20 protein-coding genes are annotated in these 23,985 nt (G+C 66.8%); 14 read left to right on the forward strand and 6 right to left on the reverse strand.

Features of this window, described 5'->3' with window-relative positions:
• Nucleotides 1-2 precede the first annotated feature (2 nt).
• The gene (locus C8J40_RS08830) at nt 3-2,303 is read right to left on the reverse strand and encodes a S9 family peptidase (RefSeq protein ID WP_132896737.1); all 2,301 of its coding nucleotides are present in this window, start codon (nt 2,301-2,303) and stop codon (nt 3-5) included.
• 215 nt (nt 2,304-2,518) lie between these two features.
• Here C8J40_RS08830 and C8J40_RS08835 point away from each other — a divergent pair, with 215 nt between their 5' ends.
• From C8J40_RS08835 to C8J40_RS20240, 7 genes are all read left to right on the forward strand, one after another.
• Nucleotides 2,519-3,235, forward strand: coding sequence for a hypothetical protein (locus tag C8J40_RS08835; RefSeq protein WP_243693290.1), 717 nt, complete (start codon nt 2,519-2,521; stop codon nt 3,233-3,235).
• Between the two features lie 67 nt (nt 3,236-3,302).
• Nucleotides 3,303-4,157 carry a MoxR family ATPase gene (locus tag C8J40_RS08840; protein WP_132896738.1) on the forward strand — a complete coding sequence of 285 codons (855 nt, stop codon included), beginning with the start codon at nt 3,303-3,305 and terminating at the stop codon, nt 4,155-4,157.
• Between the two features lie 206 nt (nt 4,158-4,363).
• A complete protein-coding gene (locus C8J40_RS08845; RefSeq protein ID WP_132896739.1) occupies nt 4,364-5,776 on the forward strand; it encodes a glycosyltransferase family 39 protein in 1,413 nt (470 codons plus the stop codon).
• Between the two features lie 48 nt (nt 5,777-5,824).
• The gene (locus tag C8J40_RS08850) at nt 5,825-6,388 is read left to right on the forward strand and encodes a CHAP domain-containing protein (protein WP_132896740.1); all 564 of its coding nucleotides are present in this window, start codon (nt 5,825-5,827) and stop codon (nt 6,386-6,388) included.
• Between the two features lie 153 nt (nt 6,389-6,541).
• Nucleotides 6,542-8,455: a CocE/NonD family hydrolase gene (locus C8J40_RS08855; RefSeq protein ID WP_165911398.1), complete on the forward strand. Its 1,914-nt coding sequence runs from the start codon at nt 6,542-6,544 to the stop codon at nt 8,453-8,455.
• 12 nt (nt 8,456-8,467) lie between these two features.
• The gene (locus tag C8J40_RS08860) at nt 8,468-9,646 is read left to right on the forward strand and encodes a VWA domain-containing protein (protein ID WP_132896741.1); all 1,179 of its coding nucleotides are present in this window, start codon (nt 8,468-8,470) and stop codon (nt 9,644-9,646) included.
• Nucleotides 9,647-9,735: 89 nt separating this feature from the next.
• Complete coding sequence (locus C8J40_RS20240; RefSeq protein WP_165911399.1) at nt 9,736-10,062, forward strand: hypothetical protein; 327 nt, start codon at nt 9,736-9,738, stop codon at nt 10,060-10,062.
• A gap of 287 nt (nt 10,063-10,349) precedes the next feature.
• On the opposite strand, the gene C8J40_RS08870 is transcribed toward C8J40_RS20240, so the two are convergent.
• Nucleotides 10,350-11,492, reverse strand: coding sequence for an anhydro-N-acetylmuramic acid kinase (locus C8J40_RS08870; protein ID WP_132896742.1), 1,143 nt, complete (start codon nt 11,490-11,492; stop codon nt 10,350-10,352).
• Between the two features lie 94 nt (nt 11,493-11,586).
• On the opposite strand from C8J40_RS08870, the gene rimO reads away from it, so the two are divergent.
• A complete protein-coding gene (gene rimO, locus C8J40_RS08875; protein WP_132896743.1) occupies nt 11,587-12,939 on the forward strand; it encodes a 30S ribosomal protein S12 methylthiotransferase RimO in 1,353 nt (450 codons plus the stop codon).
• A 108-nt stretch (nt 12,940-13,047) separates the two neighbouring features.
• Here the strand turns inward: rimO and C8J40_RS08880 are convergent, their stop codons facing one another.
• Nucleotides 13,048-13,194 carry a lmo0937 family membrane protein gene (locus tag C8J40_RS08880; protein WP_107954842.1) on the reverse strand — a complete coding sequence of 49 codons (147 nt, stop codon included), beginning with the start codon at nt 13,192-13,194 and terminating at the stop codon, nt 13,048-13,050.
• 165 nt (nt 13,195-13,359) lie between these two features.
• Here C8J40_RS08880 and C8J40_RS08885 point away from each other — a divergent pair, with 165 nt between their 5' ends.
• Nucleotides 13,360-14,751 carry a serine hydrolase domain-containing protein gene (locus C8J40_RS08885; protein WP_132896744.1) on the forward strand — a complete coding sequence of 464 codons (1,392 nt, stop codon included), beginning with the start codon at nt 13,360-13,362 and terminating at the stop codon, nt 14,749-14,751.
• Nucleotides 14,748-16,130, forward strand: coding sequence for a leucyl aminopeptidase family protein (locus tag C8J40_RS08890; protein WP_132896745.1), 1,383 nt, complete (start codon nt 14,748-14,750; stop codon nt 16,128-16,130). Before C8J40_RS08885 ends, C8J40_RS08890 begins: the two co-directional genes overlap by 4 nt.
• A 223-nt stretch (nt 16,131-16,353) precedes the next feature.
• Here C8J40_RS08890 and C8J40_RS08895 read toward each other — a convergent pair whose 3' ends face one another.
• Nucleotides 16,354-17,028: a hypothetical protein gene (locus tag C8J40_RS08895; RefSeq protein ID WP_243693291.1), complete on the reverse strand. Its 675-nt coding sequence runs from the start codon at nt 17,026-17,028 to the stop codon at nt 16,354-16,356.
• Between the two features lie 151 nt (nt 17,029-17,179).
• Nucleotides 17,180-17,929 carry a triose-phosphate isomerase gene (gene tpiA, locus C8J40_RS08900; RefSeq protein ID WP_207901181.1) on the reverse strand — a complete coding sequence of 250 codons (750 nt, stop codon included), beginning with the start codon at nt 17,927-17,929 and terminating at the stop codon, nt 17,180-17,182.
• A gap of 144 nt (nt 17,930-18,073) precedes the next feature.
• On the opposite strand from tpiA, the gene C8J40_RS08905 reads away from it, so the two are divergent.
• Together C8J40_RS08905 and trpE are read left to right on the forward strand one after the other, a co-directional pair.
• Nucleotides 18,074-20,029, forward strand: a complete 1,956-nt coding sequence (locus C8J40_RS08905) for a peptidylprolyl isomerase (RefSeq protein ID WP_132896748.1) — start codon at nt 18,074-18,076, stop codon at nt 20,027-20,029.
• Between the two features lie 5 nt (nt 20,030-20,034).
• On the forward strand, nt 20,035-21,525 hold the full coding sequence (gene trpE / locus C8J40_RS08910) for an anthranilate synthase component I (RefSeq protein WP_132896749.1): 1,491 nt from the start codon (nt 20,035-20,037) through the stop codon (nt 21,523-21,525).
• 184 nt (nt 21,526-21,709) lie between these two features.
• On the opposite strand, the gene C8J40_RS08915 is transcribed toward trpE, so the two are convergent.
• On the reverse strand, nt 21,710-22,114 hold the full coding sequence (locus tag C8J40_RS08915) for a hypothetical protein (protein WP_132739890.1): 405 nt from the start codon (nt 22,112-22,114) through the stop codon (nt 21,710-21,712).
• A gap of 197 nt (nt 22,115-22,311) precedes the next feature.
• Here C8J40_RS08915 and C8J40_RS08920 point away from each other — a divergent pair, with 197 nt between their 5' ends.
• Nucleotides 22,312-22,995, forward strand: a complete 684-nt coding sequence (locus C8J40_RS08920) for an aminodeoxychorismate/anthranilate synthase component II (protein WP_132896972.1) — start codon at nt 22,312-22,314, stop codon at nt 22,993-22,995.
• Nucleotides 22,992-23,984 carry an anthranilate phosphoribosyltransferase gene (gene trpD, locus C8J40_RS08925; protein ID WP_132896750.1) on the forward strand — a complete coding sequence of 331 codons (993 nt, stop codon included), beginning with the start codon at nt 22,992-22,994 and terminating at the stop codon, nt 23,982-23,984. Before C8J40_RS08920 ends, trpD begins: the two co-directional genes overlap by 4 nt.
• The last annotated feature ends 1 nt before the right edge of the window (nt 23,985 follow it).

The following is a 23,985-nucleotide window of genomic DNA, read 5'->3' on the forward strand; positions in this document are numbered from 1 at the left end:
GGCTACTTCACCGGCGCTGGCGCAACCTCAGGCACCGGCTTGTCCTTCACTGTCCGGTCGAGGAAGTTGAGGATCGTCCCCCAGACATGCTCGCTGATCCCAGGCCCCGATACGCGGTGCGTGTAGCCGGGGTAGAACATCATCTCGAACGGCGTCGCGGTCGCCTGCATGCGCGCGGCGACCTTGGTCGAATTGTCGAGGAACACATTGTCGTCCGCCATGCCGTGGATCAGCAGCAACGGATCGACGATCCTGTTCGCCTCCTCGACCGCCGCCGACGTCGAGTAGCTCGCCGGATCCTTCGCCGGATCGCCGAGATAGCGCTCGGTATAATGCGTGTCGTACAGCTGCCAGTCGGTGACCGGCGCGCCCGACACCGCCGCCGCATACACGCCCGGCGTCTTCTCCAGCATCTTCAGCGACATATAGCCGCCATACGACCAGCCATAGGTCGCGATCTTGCTGGGCTCGACGAAGGGCAGCGACTTCAGGTAGTTCGCACCCGACAGCTGGTCCTCGACCTCGACCGTACCCATCGCGTGATAGATCTGGTCCTCGAACGCCTTGCCGCGGTTGTACGAGCCGCGGTTGTCGATCTTGAAATAGATCCAGCCGCGATCGACCAGATACTGCGGCAGCGCACCCTGCCAGCCGCGCGTGACCTGCTGGCCGGTGCCGGGGCCGCCGTAATGTTCGAAGAACACTGGGTATTTCTTGCCTGGCTCCAATGGCGGCGTGATCATCTCATAATGGAGCGTCATGCCGTTCTTGGCCTTCAGCGTGCCGAACTTGGTCTCCTGATGGCTCGACAGATAGGGGTAGTAAGGATGCCCCTCGACCACCGCATTCTCGTTGATCCACGAAATTCGCTTGCCCGTCGCGTCGGCCAGATAGACCTGCGTCGGCTGCTTGGGGTTCGAGCGCGAGATGATGAAGCGGCTCGCGGCGGCATCCATCGTCGCGCTGTTCCACCAGCCGGCTTCGGTCAGTTTGGTGATGACGTTCGGCTTGGCGACGTCGACCGAATAGAGCTGTTGCTCGAGCACGTCGTCCTTGTTGCCGAGGAAGAACAGCCGCCCCTTGGTTTCATCTACCCCGACCAGATCAGTGACGACCCAGTCGCCCTTGGTCAGCTGCGTCCATTTGCCCGATGCGAACCGGTAGAGATGCCCGTAGCCGCTCCGCTCCGACCGCCAGATCAGGCTGCCGTCCTTGAGCACATGATACGCATCCGACAGGTTGAGCCAGCTCTTTACGCCCGACTTCTCGGTGAACAGCACCGTCGACTTGCCCGTCGCCGGATCGACGCGGAGCATCTCGAGCAGCTTCTGGTCGCGGCTCTGGCGCTGGACCAGCAGCATCCGGCCGTCCGGCGTCCAGTCCACGCGGGCGAGATAGATATCCGGGTTGGTGCCCAGATCGACCTTCACCTGGCCCGAGCCGTCAGGCTTCATGATATACAGGTCGACGAGCACGTTCGGCGTGCCGGCCGCCGGGTAGCGCTGCTCATACACCTTGGTCCCGGTCGCGCCGATCGACGCACGCGTTGCGGTGTGCACCGGCGCCTCGTCGAACCGCTCGACCGCGACATAGCGCTCGTCGGGCGACCACCAGTATCCGGTGCGGCGATCCATTTCCTCCTGCGCGACGAATTCCGCCTCGCCGAAGTGGACCGTGCCGCCCCCTCCGGTGGTGACAGCCCGCGCGGTGCCGCCGCTCAGCGGCTGGACGAACACGTTCTGGTCGCGGACGAACGAGACGAAGCCGCCCTTGGGGCTGACCACCGGGTTCAGCTCGCCACCGGGCGTGTTGGTCAGCCGCGTGACCTTGCCGTCGAGCCCTGCGAGATACAGGTCGCCGTCGAGCGGCACGAGGATCGACTTGCCGTCGGGCGCCCAGTCATACGCGACGATGCCCTTCTGCCCGCCGATCCGCGCACGCTCGCGCTGCATCTTCTCGGCCTCGGTCAGCTCGGCACCGCTGCCGACCTTCTTCGAATCGACCAGCATCCGCGCCGCCCCGGTTGCGGTATCGACCGCCCAGAGATCGAAGCGCTCCTTCTCATCGTCGCGGTTGCGCAAGCTCGTCAGCAGCGTGCCGTCCGGCGACAGCCGCACCGCGCGCGGTTGAGAGCCAGACAGGTCCGGATTGCCGAAGACGCGTGCCATCGTCAGATCGCCGGGCTTAGCCGCCTCGACGGGCTTGACCGGCTCGGCGGGCGCTACCGCCGGGGCCACCTGATCAGCAGCCATCGCGGCGGTTCCGACCGAAGCAAGCGCAAGCCCGAGCAACCATGTTCGCATCCTGTAGACTCCGTGGGATCATCCCGCCGGATACCGCCCGACGGCCCGAAGATGTTCGGTGGCGCGTTATCGCGACGGCATGAGGCGGCGTAAAGGGCGCATCGCAACGACGATCTCGGCCATTCCGATTGCCGACCGATGAGCATGAGATAATTACCACCGCGTAAACCGCGTCTTTACGCGCTTCGTTTAAACGGACCGACGAGAACCCCGCCGTGGACGATCGTTCCACGGCGCAGCACGACCGGAGTATGATGGTCTCGACCACAATACCGCAGGGCATCGAGCCCGTAGGCGAGCACAGCGCATGGCAGGCGCTCGTCCGGCTGGCCGAGGCCGATAGCAGCGTCGCGCACCCCCATTATCGCCGCCTCGTTGCCGGCGGGCAGGCGGCTCGCAACCTCACCGACGCGGTCCACGCGCTGTGCTCGGTGCACGGCGACCATCCCGGCATGATCGCCGATGTCCTGACAAACGCGGCCCAGCCCGAGGCACAGGACTGGCTGACCGCCGCCGCCGCCGGATTCGTCGACGAGCGCACCTATCTCGCGCAGCTGACTGCCGCGGTCGGCCCGCTGCCCTCGACCCCCGGCCAGGCGGAAACCGAGTCGGCGCTGGTCGGCGAACGCCACGCACTCGAAATGCTCGCCCGGTCCGAGCGGCGCGGCTGCGCGACCGGCGCGGTCGCGGCGCTGCTACTCGATTGGGGGGCGATCCGCGTCATGCTCGATATCGCCGCGGAACGCTTCGGTCTCGCGATCCCCGCACCGACATTTCCATCGGACTCCGACACCGAGGCGGTGATCGCGGAGCTCGGCACGTCCCCCGGCACCCAGCGCGCTATCCTGTTCGGCGCGCAACAGCTGTTCGCGCAGCACCGCGGCCTGTGGTCGCTGCTCGAAGCCCGTGCGAGCGCCCGCGGCGATCTGTAACCGGCTTGCACGGGGCTGCGAAAACCCTCTATCCATACCCGGTATTCAGAACCGGACGGGACATCGCATGAAGCGCTTCGAGGGCACCCAGAGCTACGTCGCGACCGACGATTTGAAGGTTGCGGTCAACGCCGCCGTGACGCTGCGCCGCCCGCTGCTGATCAAGGGCGAACCCGGCACCGGCAAGACCGTGCTCGCCTACGAGATCGCCAAGGCGCTCGGCGCGCCGCTGATCGAGTGGAACATCAAGTCGACCACCAAGGCGCAACAGGGCCTGTACGAATATGACGCGGTCGCCCGCCTGCGCGACGGCCAGCTCGGCGATGCGCGCGTCCACGACATCGGCAATTATATCCGCAAGGGCAAATTGTGGGAGGCGTTCACGCAGCCCGCGCCACCCGTGCTGCTGATCGACGAGATCGACAAGGCCGATATCGAGTTTCCGAACGACCTGTTGCAGGAACTCGATCGGATGGAATTCCACGTCTACGAGACCAAGGAAACCGTCCGCGCGGTCGAGCGCCCGATCGTCATCATAACCAGCAACAACGAGAAGGAGCTGCCCGACGCGTTCCTGCGCCGCTGTTTCTTCCACTACATCAAGTTTCCCGATCGCCAGACCATGCAGGCGATCGTCGACGTGCATTTCCCCGGCATCCAGAAAATCCTCGTCAACAAGGCGATGGACCTGTTCTACGACGTGCGCGACGTACCCGGCCTCAAGAAGAAGCCGTCGACCAGCGAGTTGCTCGACTGGTTGAAGCTGCTGCTGCACGAGGACATGCCGCTCGACATCCTCCAGAACCGCGACCCGACCAAGGCGATTCCGCCGCTCCACGGCGCGCTTCTGAAGAACGAACAGGACGTCATGCTCTTCGAACGCCTCGCGTTCATGGCGAAACGCCAGAAGAACCAGGGGTAAGGACGACCTTAACCTGACCGCGCCATAGCTGCCGGACCGTTGCAATCCTCCCCCGCAAGGGAGAGGTGGCGCCGTAGGCGACGGAGGGGGAGGACACGAAACCGATGTTGCCTCTCACCTCCCCCTCCGTCAGGCTACGCCTGCCACCTCCCCCTGGCGGAGGAGGATCGACAGGTTCGCGCGAACGCACGCCGCGAACCTTCCACATGGCACTCGCGCTCGCTGCAATCACCCTTCTCGGCCTCGCCCTCCGTCTGTGGAGCGCGCGCGGTGGCCTGTGGGTCGACGAAGCCTGGTCCGCCGTCATGGTCGAGCGTGCCCGGACCCCGCTCGGGATCTTCACCGCGATCAACCATGACAACAACCATCATCTGAACAGCCTGTGGATGTGGCTGTGCGGCTACGGCGCACCGCCGCTCGCACTGCGCGCGCTGTCGATCGCCACGGGGACCGCGACGATCCTCGTCGCTGCCGCGATCGGCGCGCAGCGCAGTGCCCGCCACGCACTCGTCGCGGCCGCGCTCTTCGCGGTGTCGCCGATCATGGTCGATTACGGTTCGGAAGCGCGGGGCTACATGCCGATGCTGCTCGCGCTGATGACGATGGTCTGGATCGTCCAGCGCTGGCTTGCCGCGGCTGAGGACACACGGTGGCCGAGGTGGCGACTGGCCGCACTCGCCACGCTCGGGCTGTTCTCGCAACTGACGATGGTGTTCGGCCTCTGCGCGATCACCCTCTGGATCGCGGTCGCGCTGCGAAATCGTCATCCTGCGGACGTTGCGACGGCCCGCACGATCCGCCTCCTGTTGCCGACGATCGTCGCGACCGCAGCCGTGTTTGGCGTCGTGCTGGGCGCCGCCGCCGTGAGCCCCACCGGCATGCAGGTCGGCGATTACGTCGCGTTCTCGCCCGCCGCGATGGGCCATGCGCTTGTCATGATGGTCGCGTCCAGTGTCGGCGGGCTCGCCGCACCGGCGTGGGTCGCGGGCGTCGTGACGATCGGTATCGGGCTCGCGCTCGTCGCGATCGTCCGGAGACGCGAGCCGGTCGCGATCTTCTATCTCGCCGCGATCGTCGGCCTCCCGCTCGGCCTCGCCGTCCTCCGCGTCGGCAACACCGGCATGCCGCGCTATTTCCTCCTGTCTTCGCTCGCGATCCTCCTGCTGCTTGCGCGCCTGCTCGCCGACGGCCTCGGCAAGCGCCGCACGATCCGCTTCGTCAGCATGGTCATTCTCGCCACGATCGTCGCCGCGAGCATCCGCGACGATCTTTCCGAATCAGCGTTGCGCCGGGGGGATACCGGCGCCGCGATCGCGGCGATGGCAGCGCTCGACCCATCAGGCGCGACCGTGCTCGTCGATCATCTCCGCCCGATCGCCACGTTGCGCGTCGGAGCCGCCGAACGCGGCTATCCGCTTTCGATCGCGCAGGATTGCCCCGCGGCGGAGTTCCTGCACCTTGATCTCGACGACGATGCCCCGGCCGCGAGCACGGTGGTACGATGCGCCGCGCGTTACCGCCTGCTGATCGTCAAACGACGCGCGCTCCTGTCCGGCGTCGACTGGGCGCTGTATGCCCGCGGCGATCTGCCCGAAAAACGCGGCAGAGCCCCTCGTTAACCATAGGCCGCAACCGACCAGTCATCAGCCGCTTGATACCGTCGGCCCATGAAGCGACTCCCCCGAACGCTCCTTGCCATCGCCCTCACCGCATCGGCTGCCAGCGCCAGTGCCAGCTCGCTGCTTAATTATGTCGGCGAATGCGTGCCGTTCGCACGCGCCGCATCGGGCATCCAGATCTACGGCAACGCCTGGACCTGGTGGGAGCAGGCCGACGGCAAGTACGAACGCACGCACAAGCCCAAGGAAGGCGCGGTGATCGTATTCGAGAAGACCAAGCGCCTACCGATGGGTCATGTCGCGGTCGTCAGCCGGGTGGTCGAGAAGCGCGTCGTCATGCTCACCCACGCCAACTGGTCGCGCCAGAACGGCGAGCGCGGCCATGCCGAGCAGGACGTCACGCTGTTCGACGTCTCGCGCAACAACGACTGGAGCGACGTGAAGGTCTGGTACAAGGACGTCGACGGCCTCGGCGGCGGGATCTACCCGGTCTACGGCTTCATCTACGGCCACGCGCATGCGGCCGCCGAACTGACGAGCCGCAACCCCGATTACGTAGGTGCACTGATCGACGCCTATGTTCCGGTAAGCGGCGAACCCATCGCCCGGTAATCCGTCATCCTGACGAAAGTCAGAATCCAGAGCCAAGAAAGACAGCGTTCGTAACCCTGGATCCTGACTTTCGTCAGGATGACGGCGCGAATGGATTGCCGCCACCCTTCAAACCGTGCCACCACCGTATTCGAAAAGACGGTGAGGATAGCGATGCGGTTCAAGGCTCTTACGACGGTCACGCTGGCCTTGCTCGCGACCACCGCCCCCACAACCGTCGGCGCACAGAAGGAAAAGTCCCCGCCCCCCGGCGGCGACATCCCCGCCAAGTTCGTCCCCGCCAATACGAGCTTCGACTTCGACCGCCGCGAAGTCGACATCAAGATGCGCGACGGCGTCACGCTCCACGCGGTCATCGTCCAGCGCAAGGGGCTCACCGACGCGCCGATCCTGCTCCAGCGCACGCCCTACAACGCCGAAAGCGCGGCAAGCCGGTTCTCCAGCCCCAGCGGCGCGATGAACCTGCGCGCGTCCGACGCGATGTTCTTCGACGCCGGCTATATCCGCGTCTTCGAGGACGTCCGCGGCAAGAACGGCTCGAATGGCGCATACATCAACGAGCGCCCGCTGATCGGCCCGCTCAACAAGACGAAAGTCGATCACTCCACCGACGCCTACGACACGATCGACTGGCTCGTTAAGAACCTGAAAAACAGCAACGGCCGGGTCGGCATCATTGGCGGCAGCTATGACGGCATGATGGCCGCGATGGCGCTGGTGAACCCGCATCCTGCGCTGAAAGCCGCCGTCCCGATGAACCCGGTGATCAACACCTGGAAGGGCGACGACGACTTCCACGGCGGCGCGTTCCGCCAGATCGGCTACGACTATTACTACACGCAGGACGCGGCCAAAGGCGAAGCCGGCGACCTCTGGCGCGACGCCTACGACGATTACGACACATTCCTGCGCGCCGGTTCCGCCAGCGCGTTCGTGAAAAGTCGCGGGCTGGAGCAGTTGCCCTTCATCAACCGCCTCCACGATCACCCGACCTACGACGCATTCTGGCAAGGCCAGGCGCTCGAGACGATCCTGCCCAAGCAACCACAGACCGTGCAGACGCTCTGGGTCGCCAGCCAATGGGATCAGGAGGACATCTACGGCGCGGTTGCGGCCTACGAAGCCGTGTCGAAAGTCGACCCCAACCACGTCAACCACCTCGCGCTCGGCCCCTGGGCGCACGGCGGCGCGAACGGTGACGGCTCGACGCTAGGCGCGATCCGCTTCGACGCCGACACCGCGCTCTGGTTCCGCAAGAACGTGCTGCTCCCGTTCCTCGACGGCGCGCTGAAGACCGGCGCGACACCGCCCGCGCTCGCCCCCGTCACCGCGTTCCAGACCGGCACCAACCAGTGGCAGACGCTCGCCGGCTGGCCAAACGCGTCCGCCACGCAGAAACTCTACTTCCAGCCCGCCAGCGGCCTGGCGCCGACCGCCCCCGCGCAGGACGGCCACGACGACTATATCTCCGACCCCGCCAAGCCGATCCCCTACCGCCTCCGCCCGATCCGCCCGACGTACGCGACCGGCTCGACCTGGCGGCAATGGCTGGTCGACGACCAGCGCCCCTTCTCCGATCGCACCGACGTTCTGACCTACCAGACTCCGCCGCTGACCAGCCCCGTCGCGATCGCCGGCGCGCCCGTCGCGGACCTGATCGCCAGCACCACCGGCACCGACGGCGATTTCGTGGTGAAGCTGATCGACGTCTACCCCGCCGAATATTCCGACAAGCCCGAGATGGGTGGCTATCAGCTCGCCGTCTCGATGGACATTCTGCGCGGCCGCTACCGCGATAGCTTCGAGAAGCCGACGCCGATCGTCGCCGGCCAGCCGACGCATTTCCGCGTCGTGCTACCCAACGCCAGCCACGTCTTCCTCCCAGGCCACCGCATCATGGTCCAAGTCCAGTCGAGCTGGTTCCCGCTCTACGATCGCAACCCGCAGACCTACGTCCCCAACATCTTCGACGCGACGCCCGCCGACTACCGCAAGGCCACGATCAGCGTCTTCCACTCGGCCGCGCAGCCCAGCGCGATCGAACTGCCGATCGCCGCCGCCAAGTGACGGAGTGACCTCATGTTCCTGAACTTTCTCGACGAACTCCGCAGCGCCGGCATCCCCGCCAGCCTCAAGGAGCACCTCATCCTGCTGGAGGCGCTCGATGCCGAGGTGATCGAGCGGACGCCCGAGGATTTCTACTACCTCTCCCGCGCGGTGTACGTGAAGGACGAGGGGCTGCTCGACAAGTTCGACCAGGTCTTCGCCAAGGTCTTCCGCGGCCTCGCCACCAGCTACGGCACGCCCGCCGGCGAAGTCCCCGAGGACTGGCTGAAGGCGGTCGCCGAGAGATTCCTGACCCCCGAGGAGATGGCCGCGATCAAGTCGCTAGGCTCGTGGGACGAGATCATGGAGACGCTGAAGAAACGCCTCGAGGAGCAGAAGGAACGCCATCAGGGCGGCAGCAAATGGGTCGGCACCGGCGGCACGAGCCCGTACGGCAACGGCGGCTACAACCCCGAAGGCGTCCGCATCGGCGGCGAAAGCACGCACAAGCGTGCGCTCAAAGTCTGGGACCAGCGCGAGTTCCGTAACCTCGACAACACCAAGGAACTCGGCACCCGCAACATCAAGGTCGCGCTGCGCCGCCTGCGTCGCTTCGCCCGCGACGGCGCCGCCGACGAACTCGACATCGACGGCACGATCGCCGGCACCGCGCGCCAAGGCTATCTCGACATCGTCATGCGCGCCGAGCGCCGCAATGCGGTGAAACTGCTGCTGTTCCTCGACGTCGGCGGCTCGATGGATCCGTTCGTGAAGCTGTGCGAGGAACTCTTCTCGGCGGCGACGACCGAGTTCAAGAACCTCGAATTCTTCTACTTCCACAACTGCCCCTACGAGGGCGTGTGGAAGGACAACACGCGGCGCTTCGCGGAGCGCACGCCGATGTGGGATCTGCTCCACAAATACGGCCACGACTACAAGCTGATCTTCGTCGGCGACGCGTCGATGAGCCCGTACGAGATCACCCATCCCGGCGGCTCGGTCGAGCATTTCAACGAGGAGCCGGGCGCGGTGTGGATGCAGCGGCTGACGAACACCTATCCGGCGGCGGCGTGGCTCAACCCGGTGCCCGAGGCGCAATGGGGCTATTCGCAGTCGGTGCGGATCATCCGCGAGCTGATGACCGACCGGATGTACCCGCTGAGCCTCGCCGGGCTCGACGATGCGATGCGCGAGCTGACGCGCAAGCGGTGAGTTTGGCGCGGCAAGCGGCTGACCGTAACGGAACCGTCACGGACGCGATCGGTTTATCGGGCATCATCCCCTACCAAAGGACAAGCCCTATGTCGTCGATCCCCAACTCGGCAATGCCGCACGCCAAGGTCCATCACGACGACGACCACAAGCCGAAGCCCGACGCGAAGAAGACGTCGGCGACCAGCGACTGGGTCGAGGACGCGACCGATGCGGCGAAGGCCGGCCTCGCGACTGCGACGGATGCGGTGAAGTCGCACCCGAAGACGGCTATCGCGGTCGGCGCTACGGTGATTGCGGGGATCGCAGCGGCGATCGCAGCGCCGGCGTTGCGCGCGAAGGACGCGGCGGACAAGAAGGCGCCGCCGAAGAAGCCCGAGCCGAAGAAGCCGGCCAAGGCCAAGAAGCCCCACTGATACAACGCCGCAGCCCCCACGCTGTCTACCACCCCGGCGAAGGCCGGGGCCCAATTGGGGGACGTCGCTAACTAAGCGCACGCTTCGTTACCGCAACCTTTCCAATTGGGCCCCGGCCTCCGCCGGGGTGGGAGCAGGTAAAGTGCGGTTACCGCGAAGCGCGTGCGAGTAACACAAATCAGCCCTCACCTCATTGTTCTCCCGCGAAGGCGGGAGCCCAGACTGGGCTCCCGCCTTCGCGGGAGAACAAGCTTACTGGTCACAAGGGACAAGCGTAAGCCGCCCCCTTAAACCCGATCCACAACCCCACCAGCCATCGCCACCGGAACCCCAGTCGTCCCTGGAAAGCTGATCGCCAGCCCCTTCAACGTCCGCACCGCCATATACGCGAACCCCTCGGCCTCCAACGCATCGCCGTTCCACCCGAGCACATCGGTAGGCTCCACCACCAGCCCGGTCCGCGCGGCGATCATCGCCAGCATCGTCGGATTATGCCGACCGCCCCCCGCGACCAGCAACCGCACCGGCCGAGCCGGCAAATGCCGCAAAGCCTCCGCCACAGTCGCCGCCGTAAACGCGGTCAAAGTCGCCGCGCCGTCCGCAGCCGACAACCCCCGAGCCGGCTGGATAGTAAAGTCATTCCGATCCAGAGACTTCGGCGGAGGCGCATCGAAAAACGGATGATCGAGCATCGCCGTCAGCACCGTCTCGTCCACCCGCCCGGACGCCGCCAACGCCCCCCCGGCATCATACCGCGCGCCAGTCTCCGCCTCGACCCAGCTATCGATCAGCCCGTTAGCCGGCCCGGTATCGAACGCCACCAGCCCATCGCGGTCCATCATCTGCGCCCGCTCCGGCGACATCTCGCGCGAATCATGCATGTCCGTCCCGCCGGGAATGAAGGTGATGTTCCCCACCCCACCAAGGTTCAGCACCGCGACCGGCCCCTCGAGCCCCGCCGCCAATGCCGCATGATACACCGGCAGCAACGGCGCGCCTTGTCCGCCAGCCGCAACATCCGCCGAGCGAAAATCCGACACCGTCGTGATCCCGGTCGCCCGCGCTACCGCCGCCCCGTCGCCGATCTGCCACGTCCAGCGCCGATCCGGCCGATGCGCGATCGTCTGCCCGTGGAAGCCGATCACGTCGACATCCGCCGCCGCAACCCCCGCATCCGCCAGCAACTTATGCACCGCAAACACATGCGCGCGCGTAATGAGTTCGCCAGCAGCGACCACCGGCGGACTGGCACGCGGCTTGTCGAACGTCAGCGCCATCCGCGTAGCCTCCGCCAGCTGCGCCCGCGCCGAATCCGAATACGGCTCGCCGCGAAACGCGATCGGCCGCACGAACACCTCGCCGTCGGTCTCGATCAACGCCGCGTCGATCCCGTCGAGCGACGTTCCCGACATCAGTCCAATCGCCAGCATATCGGTTCCTTCCCGCGCAAGATCTCCACCCATGGCGGATGCATTTTCCGCCGCCTAGAAAAAACCGAACTTTGCGCCTATGTGCGCGGGCTTCATGGCAACAACACTCCCCTCCCCGCCGAAGATCGGCATGGTCTCGCTCGGCTGTCCGAAGAACCTCGTCGATAGCGAACGGATCCTCACGCAGCTGCGCGGCGACGGCTACCAGATGTCGCCCGATTACGCTGGCGCCGACATCGTGCTGGTCAACACCTGCGGCTTCCTTGATTCCGCCAAGGAGGAAAGCCTCGAGGCGATCGGCGAGGCGATTGCCGAGAACGGCCGCGTCATCGTCACCGGCTGCATGGGCAAGGAAGCCGACGCGATCCGCGCGCGCTTCCCGCAGGTCCTCGCGATCACCGGCGCGCACGAATACGAGCAGGTCGTCGGCGCGGTCCACGAGGCGGCACCGATGCCGCCGTCCGCGTTCCTCAACCTGATCCCCGACGCCGGCCTCAAGCTGACCCCGCGCCACTACAGCTATCTGAAGATTTCGGAAGGCTGCAACCACCGCTGCTCGTTCTGCATCATTCCAAGCTTGCGCGGCGATCTCGTCAGCCGCCGCCCCGATGCGATCCTGCGCGAGGCTGAAAAGCTGGTCGAAGCCGGCACCAAGGAATTGCTGGTCATCAGCCAGGACACCTCGGCGTACGGCGTCGACCTGCGCCACGCCAGCTGGCCGGTGAAGCCCGGCGGCCCGATGTCGCGCAACGAAGCCCGAGACGTCCGCGCGCACATGACCGATCTCTCGCGCGAACTCGGCAGAATCGCGCCGTGGGTCCGCCTCCACTACGTCTACCCCTACCCGCACGTCGACCACGTCATTCCGTTGATGGCGGAAGGCCTCGTGCTGCCGTATCTCGACATCCCCTTCCAGCACGCCGCGCCATCGGTGCTGCGCCGGATGAAGCGCCCCGGCAACGACGCGAAGGTGCTCCAGCGCATCCACAACTGGCGGACGATCGCGCCCGACATCACGATCCGCTCGACCTTCGTCGTCGGCTTCCCCGGCGAGACCGAGGAGGATTTCCAGTACCTGCTCGACTGGCTCGACGAAGCGCAGCTCGACCGTGTCGGCGCATTCCGCTTCGAACCGGTCGAAGGTGCGGCAGCGAACCTGCTCCCCGACCACGTGCCCGAAGAGCTCAAGGAAGAGCGCTACGCCCGCATCATGGAAAAGACCGCGGCGATCTCCGCGGCCAAGTTGCAGGCCAAGATCGGTCGGACGCTCGACGTCATCATCGACGCGGTCGACGAAGAAGGCGCAACTGGCCGTTCGCAGGCGGATGCACCCGAAATCGACGGCGAAGTCTTCCTCCGCGATGCCGGCCACCTGACGGTCGGCGACATCGTTCCGGTTACGATCGAGGACGCCGACGATCACGACCTCTACGGCGTCCCGGCCTAAATCCCTCCGTCACCCCGGACTTGTTCCTGGGTCCACCGTTCCGCAAGCTCGATAGCATCCGATACGCGGAACGGTGGATGCCGGAACGAGCCCGGCATGACGGAAAAGTCAGACGACGTTGCGGCCGGTGAACAGCTTCACCAGAACGACGATGACCGCGATCACCAGCAGGATGTGGATCAGTCCGCCCGCGACATGGAAGGCGAAGCCTGCCAGCCAGAGGATCAGCAGGATGACGGCGATGGTATAGAGCATAGTTGTGTCCCCTAAGACGTGAAAAGGCTCCCGGCCCCGCGATGAAACGTGCGTTTATCACGCCCTGTTCCGTCAACATTTCTGTCACATCCTAACCCGTTCAACCGCCACGGAATTAAAAATCACAGCGTTGCGTGCATCATCCGCTTCTGCTTCGATACGGACATGATCCTCCGCCTTCTCGCCGTCGCCGCGCTGCTGCCGGCCCCCGCCCTCGCGCAATCGCTCACCCCCGTCGAAACCGCGCAGATCGACACGCTGGTCACCGGCGCGCTCGGCGATACCGGCGTGCCCTCAGCCTCGATCGCGGTGGTGCGCGGCGGCCGGATCGTGTTCGCGAAGGCGTACGGCAAACCGTCCGAGGCGATCGCCGTCGCGGACCCCAAGCTCCCCTACCAGATCGCCTCGATCTCCAAGCAATTCACCGCCGCCGCGATCCTGCTGCTCGAAGACGAAGGCAAGCTCAGCCTCGACGACACTGTCGCCAAATACATCCCCGGCATCACCGGCGGCGACCGCATCACGATCCGGCAGCTGCTCAGCCACACCTCCGGCCTCCAGGATTACTGGCCTCAGGACTACAGTTTCGCGGCGATGGCCAAGCCCGTTACCCCGCAGCAGATCGTCGATCGCTGGGCCAAGAAGCCACTCGATTTCCAACCCGGCACGCAGTGGCAATATTCCAACACCGGCTATGTGGTGGCCGGCATGATCGTCGAGAAGGTCGCGCACCAGCCGCTGCTGAGCTTCCTCCAACAACGCATCTTCAATCCGCTCGACATCCGCGCGCTCGATCAGAACAAGGCGATCGGCAAGGCCTTCCCCCAAGGCTATGGCCGCTTCGCGCTAGGCCCGGTCCGCCCTGAGACGCCCAGCGCGGATGGCTGGCTCTACGCCGCCGGCGAACTCTCGATGAGCGCGGAAGACCTCGCCAAATGGGATGTCGCACGCCTCAACCGCACCACGCTGCCGGCCGACGACTGGGCCGCACAAGAAACCCCGGTCAAGCTCGCCGACGGCAGCAGCAACGGCTACGGCCTTGGCGTCTTCACCGGCAGCGCGAACGGCCGCCGCTACGTCGAGCACAGCGGCGAAGCGGTCGGTTTCCTGTCCGAGAACACCGTCTATCCCGACGACAAGGCGGCCATCGTCGTCCTCACCAACAGCTGGTTCAGCGACGCAACTGGCCGCATCGCCGCCGGGGTCGCCAAGATCGTCCTGCCGCCCGCGCCCGCCAACGCCGAAGACACCGCCGCGCTCGCCCGCGCCCGCGCCGTCTACGACCAGCTCCGCACCGGCACGCTCGATAGGAAAGGCCTCACCGAAGACGCGAATTACTATTTCAAGCCGGTCGCGCTCGCCGACTACAAGACGAGTCTGAGCGCGCTCGGCGAACCCACCGCATTCGTACAAACCGGCAAGACCCGCTTGCGCGGCGGGTTCGTCAACCGCACCTACCGCATCACCTATCCCGACCGCACGCTCTCGCTCAGCACCTATGCCGAGCCCGGCGCGAACGGCCGGTACGAACAACTTTTGGTGGCGCCTGCTCAATGACCGACTTCGCTTCGATGCTGCAACCCGACCGCGGCCAGCCCGCACGGACGATCCACGTCGTCCACCCCGACGCGTATGAAGGCTGGCTCGCCAAACAGTCGCAGCGCATCCGTACGACTGTCGCCGCACACCGCCTGACCGGCAAGCCCGGCGATCGCGCGGTGCTGCCAGGCGACACCGCCGACAACTGGTCGATGCTGCTGGTCTGCAACGAGGCGCTGACCTCGCCGTGGCGGATCGCCTCGCTCGGCGCCTCGCTGCCGGCGGGAACATACCGTCTCGCGGAGGGACCAGTCGGCGCGGCCGGGCTAGGCTGGATGCTCGCCCAGCACCAGTTCAAGCGGTACGTGAAGCCCGACGCGACCGGCCCCCGTGTCCTCTTGACCGCAGACGCCGCGCATATCGGCGAGACGGTCCGCCTCGCCGAAGCCACTGCGCTCGTCCGCGACCTCGTCAACACCGGCGCCTCCGACATGGGCCCCGCCGACCTGGAAGCCGCTGCCGAGACGTTCGCCAAACGCCACGGCGCGACCGTCGCGACCACGCGCGGCGATGCGCTCGCGACCGGCTACCCGATGATCCACGCGGTCGGCCAAGCCGCGAGCAAGGACCGCGCGCCACGGCTGATCGAACTCGAATGGGGCGACCCTTCGCATCCTCGCATCGCGCTGGTCGGCAAGGGCGTCACCTTCGACACCGGCGGGCTCGACATCAAGCCGTCCGCGGGTATGCGGCTGATGAAGAAGGATATGGGCGGCGCCGCGCACGCGCTGGCGCTGGCGAGCCTCGTGATGGCGGCCAAGCTCCCGGTCCGTCTGCATCTGCTGATTCCCGCGGTGGAAAACTCCATCGCCGGCAATGCCTTCCGCCCTGGCGACGTCCTAGCCACACGGAAAGGCCTGACAGTCGAGAACACAAATACTGACGCCGAAGGTCGCCTCGTGCTCGGCGACGCACTGACCAAGGCGGGCGAGAGCAACCCGGAGCTGATCCTCGACTTCGCCACCCTGACCGGCGCAGCGCGAGTCGCGCTGGGGCCCGACCTGCCGCCGCTGTTCACCGACGACGAGGCACTCGCCGCGGACCTGCTTGCGGCTGGGATCGACCAGACCGACCAGATGTGGCGCCTGCCGCTCTGGAACGCCTATGATGATATGTTGAAGTCCGACGTCGCGGACATGGTCAACGCGCCCGACGGCGGCTTTGCGGGCGCGGTCACGGCAGCGCTGTTCCTTCGCCGGTTCGTCCCGAAGAATACCGCGTGGGCCCACCTCGACGTCTTCGCTTGGCGACCATCGACGAAGCCGGGCCGACCAAAGGGTGGCGAGGCCTACGCCCTACGCGCCGCGTTTGCGATGTTGGCGAAGCGTTACAGCTGACCCGTTCCCCCGCGGAGGCGGGGGTCCAGGGTTACGAGAGTTACCCTATGAGATCCTGGGCCCCCGCCTCCGCGGGGGAACGAAGAGGCCGCAAAGCGACAAGGCCGTCTTTAAGCCAGTCACCCCGGACTTGTTCCGGGGGCCACCGTTCAGCAAAGTCTCAGTCCGCTTATATGCGGCACCGTGGATGCCGGAACGAACCCGGCATGACGGGAAGGCGATGTCACCCCGTCGCGAACTGCCCGAACGGCAGCAGCTTATCCGCTAGCGCCTTGGTCGCATTCGCATCACCAGCCCTCAACGGCACCAACACCGCCAGCGCCGCCTTCCGCACATACCCGTCGATCGCACTCGGCGTCGGCGCCTTGCTCGCGGTCTCGACCAAGGCCCGTCCCCGAGCATCGTTCGGATCCAGCTCCAGCCGCAATAACCCCGCCAGCCCGGCGAACATCGCACGATTGCCGCCCAAGGCCACCGACTTGTCGAGCGCCTCCAATCCGGTCGCCTTCTGCGCGCCCGCCACCGCACGCCCGACGAACCGCCCGAGCTTCGCGATCACCCCGACGTGCCACGCGCCCAGCGCCGCCTGCGCCTCGGCATTGCGAGGATAGCGCGTCACCAGCGCCTCATATTGCTTCCGTGCGGCGATCGCCTGCCCGCGATTGCCGAGCAGTTTCGCGCGATAGCCGTTCGCCATCGCCTGGATGATCGCCGCCTCCGGATCGTTCGGCGACCGGCTCAGCGCCTGCCCCGCCGCCGCCGCCGCCTTGTCGATCCGCGCCAAAGCCACGTTCCGGTCGCGATCGACAAACCCGGCCTGGGTCAGCAGTTCACGCGGAGTCTCCGCCCGAGCGGGGATCGCAGTGACAACCGCACAGACCGCGATCGAGGCGCCCACGCACCCGGGAATCCACCTGGCCATATCAACCCTCGCACCAAAGCAGCGTCACGCCGATCAGCGATCCGACCACCGAATCGCCAATTAATCATAAGACGCTAGGGTTTATCGGGACTTAACGATTTTCAACGCAAGCCATCGCCGCACGCGACTATAACGAGGCCGCCGCCTCGATGATCGGCACGAATTTGTCTGCCGTCAGGCTTGCCCCGCCGACCAGCGCCCCGTCGACGTTCGGCGTGTCGAGGATCGACGCCGCATTCGCCCCCGTCACCGAGCCGCCATACAGGATCCGCACCCCCGCCGCCGCATCGCCGATCAGCATCCGCAGTTTCGCCCGTGCAATCGCATGGATCGCCGCAATCTCTTCCAACGTAGGCGTCCGCCCCGTGCCGATCGCCCAGCGCGGCTCATAGGCCAGCGTAAACCAGCTGCCGTCGGCATTGTCGGGCACCGACTTCTCAATCTGCGCCTGCACCACGCGCTCCGCACGATCCGCGTCGCGCTCCGCCTCGGTCTCGCCGCAACACAGGATGACGTGCAGCCCCTGCCGCCGCGCCGCCGCAGCCTTCGCCCAAGCGTCGTGGCTGGTCTCATGCTGATCCGCGCGCCGCTCCGAATGCCCGACGAGCGTGAACGACGCGCCGACCTCCTTGACCATTCCCGCCGAGACGCATCCGGTATGCGGGCCGGAGTCTGCCTCGTGGACGTCCTCCGCGCCGATCGCGAGACCCGGCACGCGCTCCGACGCCGCGGCGATCAACGTGAATGGCACCGCGACCGACACGTCGATCCCCGGCGCAGCACTCGCTGCCGCAGCGATCGCCTCGAGTTCGACGAGCATCGCCCGCGACCCGTTCATCTTCCAGTTTCCGGCTACAAGCTTACGCCGCATCGTCATCTCCCAGATATTTTGCCCAGCGATAGCGCCACACCCGCACCGCACAACCCCGCACGACCTGATCGCCGCGTGACGCGCCCGACTTGAAGAGCCGCCCGCGCCCCCGTAAAGCAACCCCGTTCTATCCCTGTCGATCGGCTGTCCATGCTCGCTTTCTTCCGCCGTCTTACCCACTCCAGGGTCGGCGTGATCATTACCTTCCTCGTGCTCGGCGTGATCGCGCTCGCGTTCGCCGCGGGTGACGTCACCGGCCTGAGTTCGATGACGGGCGGCGCCGGGATCACCGGCGGCGACGTTGCCAAGGTCGGCAAGGCCGAGGTCACCGCGAACGAAGTCAAGACGCAGGCGCAGACGCAGCTCGAAGGCTTCCGCCAGGAACAGCCGACGCTCGACATGGCGACGTTCGTCAACCAGGGCGGGCTCGACGGCACGCTCGACCGGATCATCTCCAGCATGGCGCTCGAGCAGTTCGGCCGTGCACAGGGCATGGTCGTCAGCAAGCGCGCCGTCGACGGCCAGATCGCCAGCATCCCGGCGTTGCAGGGCCCGACCGGCAAGTTCGACGAGAACCTCTATCGCCAGGTGCTTGCCCAGCGGAAGCTGACCGACGCGCAGATCCGCAGCGACATCGTTCGTGATACGTTCGCGCAGCAATTGACGATCCCCAGCACCGGTGCGACGCAGGTGTCGAGCCAGCTCGCGCTTCCCTACGCTTCGCTGCTCCTCGAAAAGCGCACCGGAACGATCGGCTTCATCCCCGCCGCAATCGTCCCCGCCGGCCCGGCGCCGAGCGACGCCGACCTGAACACTTTCTACAAGCGCAACATCGCGCGCTACACCGTCCCTGAGCGCCGGATCGTCCGCTACGCGATCGTCTCGCCAGACCGGGTCAAGGCGCAGGCGGTTCCGACCGACGCCGAGATCGCCAAGGCCTATCAGCAGGACCGCGCAAAATACGCCGCGACCGAGAAGCGCACGATCACGCAGGTTGTCGTCGCCGATCAGGCCGGCGCGACCGCGCTCGCCGCCAAGGTGAAGGCCGGTACCAGCCTCGCCGACGCCGCCCGCGCTGCCGGTCTCGAAGCCTCCACGCAGACCGGCGTCGAGAAGGCCGCCTATGCCAACACCGCGTCCGCACAGGTCGCAGATGCCGTGTTCGCCGCCGCGAGCGGTGCGGTGATCGGCCCGGTCCGCACGCAGCTCGGCTGGACCGTCGCCAAGGTCGACAAGATCGAGAACGTCGCCGGTCGCTCGCTCGACCAGGTCCGCGGTGAGATCGCCGCTGCACTCGGCATCCAGAAGGCGGCCGCCGCACTGTCCGACGTCCACGACAAGATCGACGACTCGCTCTCGAAGAACGCGACCTTCGACGAAGTGATCGCCGACCAGAAGCTCGCGGCCGTGACCACGCCTGCGCTGATCGCGAGCGGCGTCAATCCGGATGACGCGGCCAGCAAGCCCGATCCCGCGATCGCGCCGCTCGTTGCCGCCGCATTCCAAGCGGCTGAAGGCGATGGCCCGCAGCTCGTCCAGCTCGGCACCGATGGCGGTTTCGCCGTCGTCGCGCTCGGCCGCGTCGTCCCCGCGACGCCGCGCCCGCTGGCACAGGTTCGCGCCGCCGTGCTGCAAGATGTAACCGCCGATCGTTCGCGTCAGGCTGCGCGGAAAGTCGCCGCCGACGTGCTCGCGCGGATCAACAAGGGCATGCCGATCCAGCAGTCGCTTTCGCAGACCGGTTTGAAGCTGCCGGCCGCGCGTCCGCTGACCGCCTCGCGTGCGCAGATCGCCGCCGATCCGCGCGGCGCGCCGCCCGCGCTCGCGCTGATGTTCAGCATGGCGCCGAACACCGCCAAGACGCTGGCCGCGCCCGATGACAGCGGCTGGTTCGTCATCAAGCTCGACAGCATCGCCAGTGGCAATGCGGCGGGCAACGACGCCGCGATCAAGGCCGCGCGCGCCAATATCGGCCGCTCGGTCGGTCGCGAATATGTCGAGCAGTTCGCCAAGGCAGTCCGCGCCGATGTTGGCGTGAAGACCAACGCGGCATCGCTCGCCCGCGTCCGCGCCGACCTGCTCGGCCAGGGCGGCACCGGGAACTGATCGCCATGAGCGCGCGGGAAGCTTTGGCCGAGGGGCGCCCCGCGCTCGTCTGGCGTCGTCAGGTCGCCGATACCGAAACCCCGGTCGCAGCCGCGCTGAAGCTGATCGAGCCGGGGCGTGGCGACTTCCTGCTCGAATCGGTCGAGGGCGGCGAGATCCGCGGCCGTCACAGCCTGATCGGCCTCGCGCCCGACCTGCTGTTCCGCGCGCATGGCCACAGCGCCGAGATCAACCGTCATTGGGCGACCGATCGCGAGACGTTCGAGCCGTGCCCGGTGCCGACCCTCGATGCGTTGCGCGCACTGGTCGCCGAATGCCGCGCAGAGGTTCCCGCCGAACTGCCCCGCGCGCTCGCCTGCCTGGTCGGCTATTTCGGCTATGAGACGATCGGTCTGGTCGAGACGCTACCGCAACCGCCGGTCGACCCGCTCGGCCTGCCCGACATGATCTTCGTGCGGCCGACCGTCGTCCTCGTGTTCGACCGCCTGACCGACGCGCTGTATCTCGTCGCACCCGCCTGGCCCGATCCGACCCGTGACGGCGAAGCGATCGTAACCGAAGCCGAAGAGCGTCTCGACGCGGTCGCCGCCAAGCTGGCCAGCACGCCCGTCCCCGCCGCGATCCGCGCCGACGTCGCCGAGCCTGTCTACACGCCTGCGCTACCCGAAGGCCGCTACGGCGAGATGGTCGCCACCGCGAAGGATTACATCCTCGCCGGCGACATCTTTCAGGTCGTGCTCGCGCAACGCTTCAGCACGCCGTTCGCGCTCCCCCCGTTCGAGCTCTACCGCTCGCTTAGGCGGATCAACCCTTCGCCGTTCCTGTATCACCTCGACCTGCCCGGCTTCGCGCTGATCGGCTCGAGCCCGGAAATTCTCGTTCGCGTCCGCGACGACGAAGTGACGATCCGCCCGATCGCCGGCACCCGCCCCCGCGGCAAGTCCGCCGCGGAGGACGAGGCGAACCGCGTCAGCCTGCTCGCCGACCCGAAGGAGCGTGCGGAACATCTGATGCTGCTCGATCTGGGCCGCAACGACGTCGGCCGTGCCGCGGCACCGGGGTCCGTGAAGGTGACTGCCAGCTACGGCGTCGAATTCTACAGCCACGTCATGCACATCGTCTCGAACGTCGTCGGCACGCTGTCCTCCGACAAGGACGCGCTCGACGCGCTGTTCGCTGGCTTCCCCGCCGGCACCGTCAGCGGCGCGCCTAAGGTCCGGGCCTGCCAGATCATTGCCGAACTCGAACCCGAACGCCGCGGTGCGTACGCGGGCGGAGTCGGATATTTCTCACCCGATGGCTCGATGGACTCGTGCATCGTGCTGCGGACGGCGGTGGTGAAGGACGGCACGATCCACGTCCAGGCCGGTGCCGGCATCGTCGCCGATAGCGTCCCCGAATACGAGCAGCGCGAGTGCGAGTCCAAGGCCGGGGCGATTCTGGCAGCAGCGCGAGAAGCGGTCAGCCGGGCTAAGGCGCCGGGCTTCGGGCAGTAAGTCTCGGTGCCCTAGGGCTAAGTTGAGCTCCGTCAGCCTGATCCACCCCGGCGAAGGCCGGGGCCCAAGTGGAAAGGCCGCAGTAACGGACCGCAGCCTTCGTTACCCTAGTCCCCCAAATGGGCCCCGGCCTTCGCCGGGGTGGACGCTCTTCAGGCGGTGAGCGGTCCGACGTATCAAACGCTTACGGCGTGGTCGTCGTCTCGCTAGCCGGCGCCCGACGCTCCTGTGCATAGGCATTGTTCCGTGCGAGGAAGCAGCCCGACTGTCCGCCCGTCCCGACCGCCGAACACGTATCCGGCAACCCGCCAGCCACGCGCCCAAGCTGGTCCATCGACGCGGCACGGTTCACCCAGCTCTGGTTCTGCGCCGCGATCGGCTTGTCGTCGCGCAGCGCCTTCGGAATACGATAGGGCTGATCGAGCGTCGAGCAGACCACCACCTCGCCGTTGGTCGACGGCGGACACTTCTGATCACCGGTCAGCGTAACGCTGCGGATGCGCTGCGGTGGCGAGGCGACCTGAGCATCCTGCGCGAACGCCATGGTGGGAAGTGCAATCAGTGCGGCAAGGACGACGGTACGAAACATGGATCAGGCTCCTTTGAACGAATAACGTCCGTCACACGGCATTGCTCCGCACTGAATGAATGCCTGCGCTGCTTCCGCCATATAGGGGTCGCTCCGACCGATCGCGACCCGCCCGCGACGAAATCGCGATGACCCGGCACGACCGCAGCCCGACGCGGGCATATTGCACCGGGCCCCGCTTAGGCTATGGCGGCGCCATGATCCTCGTCGTCGACAATTACGACAGCTTCACCTGGAACCTGGTCCATTACCTGATGGAACTCGGCGCCGAGGTCGAAGTCGTCCGCAACGATGCGATCTCCGCCGGGCAGGCTCTGTCGTCGGGCGCGGACGCGTTCCTCATCTCCCCCGGGCCCTGCACGCCGACCGAGGCTGGCGTCAGCCTCGACCTGGTCGCGGCCTGCGCGGATGCCGGCAAACCGCTGCTCGGCGTGTGCCTCGGCCACCAGGCGATCGGTCAGCATTTCGGCGGCAAGGTCGAACGCGGTGGCCTGATGCACGGCAAGACCTCGCCGGTTCTCCACGACGATACCGGGCTCTACGCTGGGTTGCCCTCGCCGTTCATCGCCACGCGCTATCATTCGCTGATCGTCAACGCGGTCCCCGACACGCTGGTCGTCAACGCGACCGCGCAGGATGGCACGGTCATGGGCTTCCGCCACGCCACGCTGCCAATCCACGGCGTCCAGTTTCACCCCGAAAGCATTGCGACGGAACACGGCCACGAGATGCTGGCGAACTTTCTCAAGATGGCCGGCATCCCCCACCAACTCCCCTCCCGCCTGCGGGAGGGGTCGGGGGAGGGGCGTGCCGCATCCACGACGTCCGTGAAACAGGAAGCCCCTCCCCTAACCCCTCCCGCAAGCGGAAGGGGAATATGACCACCGTCGCCCTCCTCCCAGACCCCAGCTCGCCCCTCTCCCGCGAATCCGCCCGAGAAGCGTTCGCCGACATCCTCGACGCCCGCGCCAGCGACGACGCGATCGCCATTTTCCTCACCGATCTCGCGACCCGCGGCGAAACCAGCATCGAGATCGCCGAAGCCGCGCGCGCGCTCCGCAACCGGATGATCTTGATCGACGCTCCCGCCGGCGCGATCGACGTCTGCGGCACCGGCGGCGACGGCCACCACACCTTGAACGTCTCGACCGCGGTCGCGCTTGTCGTCGCAGCATGCGGCGTGCCCGTTGCCAAGCACGGCAACCGCGCCGCCTCCAGCAAGGCCGGCGCCGCCGACACGCTGGAAGTTCTCGGCCTCGACATGGACCGCGCCGGCGCCACCGCCGAGGCCAGCCTCAACAAGATCGGCATCGCCTTCCTGTTCGCCGCCAACCACCACCCGGCGATGAAGCGCATCACCCCGATCCGCCAGCGCATCGGCAAGCGCACGATCTTCAACCTGATGGGCCCGCTCGCCAACCCGGCCGGCACCACCCGCCAGCTGATCGGCATCGCCCGCCCCGATTACGTCGCGCTCTATGCCGACGCGCTCGAACAGCTCGGCACCCAAGCAGCGCTGGTCGTCTCGGGCGAAGAAGGCCTCGACGAACTGTCGGGCGCCGGCCCCAGCATCGTCGCCTCGGTCGGCACCGTCGCGCTGCCCGCCAAGGTCGCCCCCGAAGACGCCGGCCTTACCCGCCACGCCATCACCGACATTCGCGGCGGCGACGCGCACCACAACGCCGACGCACTCCGCCGCCTGCTCAAGGGCGAGACCGGCGCCTACCGCGACGCCGTCCTGCTCAACGCCGCCGCCGCCTTGATGGTAGCCGGCACCGTCCCCAACCTTGTCGACGGCGCGGCCAAGGCCGCCGCCGCCCTCGACACCGGCAGCGCCGACGCGCTGCTCGCCCGCTGGATCGCCTACTGAC

Origin of the sequence: Sphingomonas sp. PP-CC-3A-396 (assembly GCF_004343105.1) — a bacterium.
GTDB lineage: Bacteria > Pseudomonadota > Alphaproteobacteria > Sphingomonadales > Sphingomonadaceae > Sphingomonas.

What these genes read in the sequence shown, in the direction of transcription:
- C8J40_RS08830 (WP_132896737.1), bottom strand. Translation starts at nt 2,303, where the DNA reads ATGCGAACATGGTTGCTCGGGCTTGCGCTTGCTTCGGTCGGAACCGCC.
- C8J40_RS08840 (WP_132896738.1), top strand. Translation starts at nt 3,303, where the DNA reads ATGAAGCGCTTCGAGGGCACCCAGAGCTACGTCGCGACCGACGATTTG.
- C8J40_RS08845 (WP_132896739.1), top strand. Translation starts at nt 4,364, where the DNA reads ATGGCACTCGCGCTCGCTGCAATCACCCTTCTCGGCCTCGCCCTCCGT.
- C8J40_RS08850 (WP_132896740.1), top strand. Translation starts at nt 5,825, where the DNA reads ATGAAGCGACTCCCCCGAACGCTCCTTGCCATCGCCCTCACCGCATCG.
- C8J40_RS08855 (WP_165911398.1), top strand. Translation starts at nt 6,542, where the DNA reads ATGCGGTTCAAGGCTCTTACGACGGTCACGCTGGCCTTGCTCGCGACC.
- C8J40_RS08860 (WP_132896741.1), top strand. Translation starts at nt 8,468, where the DNA reads ATGTTCCTGAACTTTCTCGACGAACTCCGCAGCGCCGGCATCCCCGCC.
- C8J40_RS20240 (WP_165911399.1), top strand. Translation starts at nt 9,736, where the DNA reads ATGTCGTCGATCCCCAACTCGGCAATGCCGCACGCCAAGGTCCATCAC.
- C8J40_RS08870 (WP_132896742.1), bottom strand. Translation starts at nt 11,492, where the DNA reads ATGCTGGCGATTGGACTGATGTCGGGAACGTCGCTCGACGGGATCGAC.
- rimO (WP_132896743.1), top strand. Translation starts at nt 11,587, where the DNA reads ATGGCAACAACACTCCCCTCCCCGCCGAAGATCGGCATGGTCTCGCTC.
- C8J40_RS08880 (WP_107954842.1), bottom strand. Translation starts at nt 13,194, where the DNA reads ATGCTCTATACCATCGCCGTCATCCTGCTGATCCTCTGGCTGGCAGGC.
- C8J40_RS08885 (WP_132896744.1), top strand. Translation starts at nt 13,360, where the DNA reads ATGATCCTCCGCCTTCTCGCCGTCGCCGCGCTGCTGCCGGCCCCCGCC.
- C8J40_RS08890 (WP_132896745.1), top strand. Translation starts at nt 14,748, where the DNA reads ATGACCGACTTCGCTTCGATGCTGCAACCCGACCGCGGCCAGCCCGCA.
- tpiA (WP_207901181.1), bottom strand. Translation starts at nt 17,929, where the DNA reads ATGACGATGCGGCGTAAGCTTGTAGCCGGAAACTGGAAGATGAACGGG.
- C8J40_RS08905 (WP_132896748.1), top strand. Translation starts at nt 18,074, where the DNA reads ATGCTCGCTTTCTTCCGCCGTCTTACCCACTCCAGGGTCGGCGTGATC.
- trpE (WP_132896749.1), top strand. Translation starts at nt 20,035, where the DNA reads ATGAGCGCGCGGGAAGCTTTGGCCGAGGGGCGCCCCGCGCTCGTCTGG.
- C8J40_RS08915 (WP_132739890.1), bottom strand. Translation starts at nt 22,114, where the DNA reads ATGTTTCGTACCGTCGTCCTTGCCGCACTGATTGCACTTCCCACCATG.
- C8J40_RS08920 (WP_132896972.1), top strand. Translation starts at nt 22,312, where the DNA reads ATGATCCTCGTCGTCGACAATTACGACAGCTTCACCTGGAACCTGGTC.
- trpD (WP_132896750.1), top strand. Translation starts at nt 22,992, where the DNA reads ATGACCACCGTCGCCCTCCTCCCAGACCCCAGCTCGCCCCTCTCCCGC.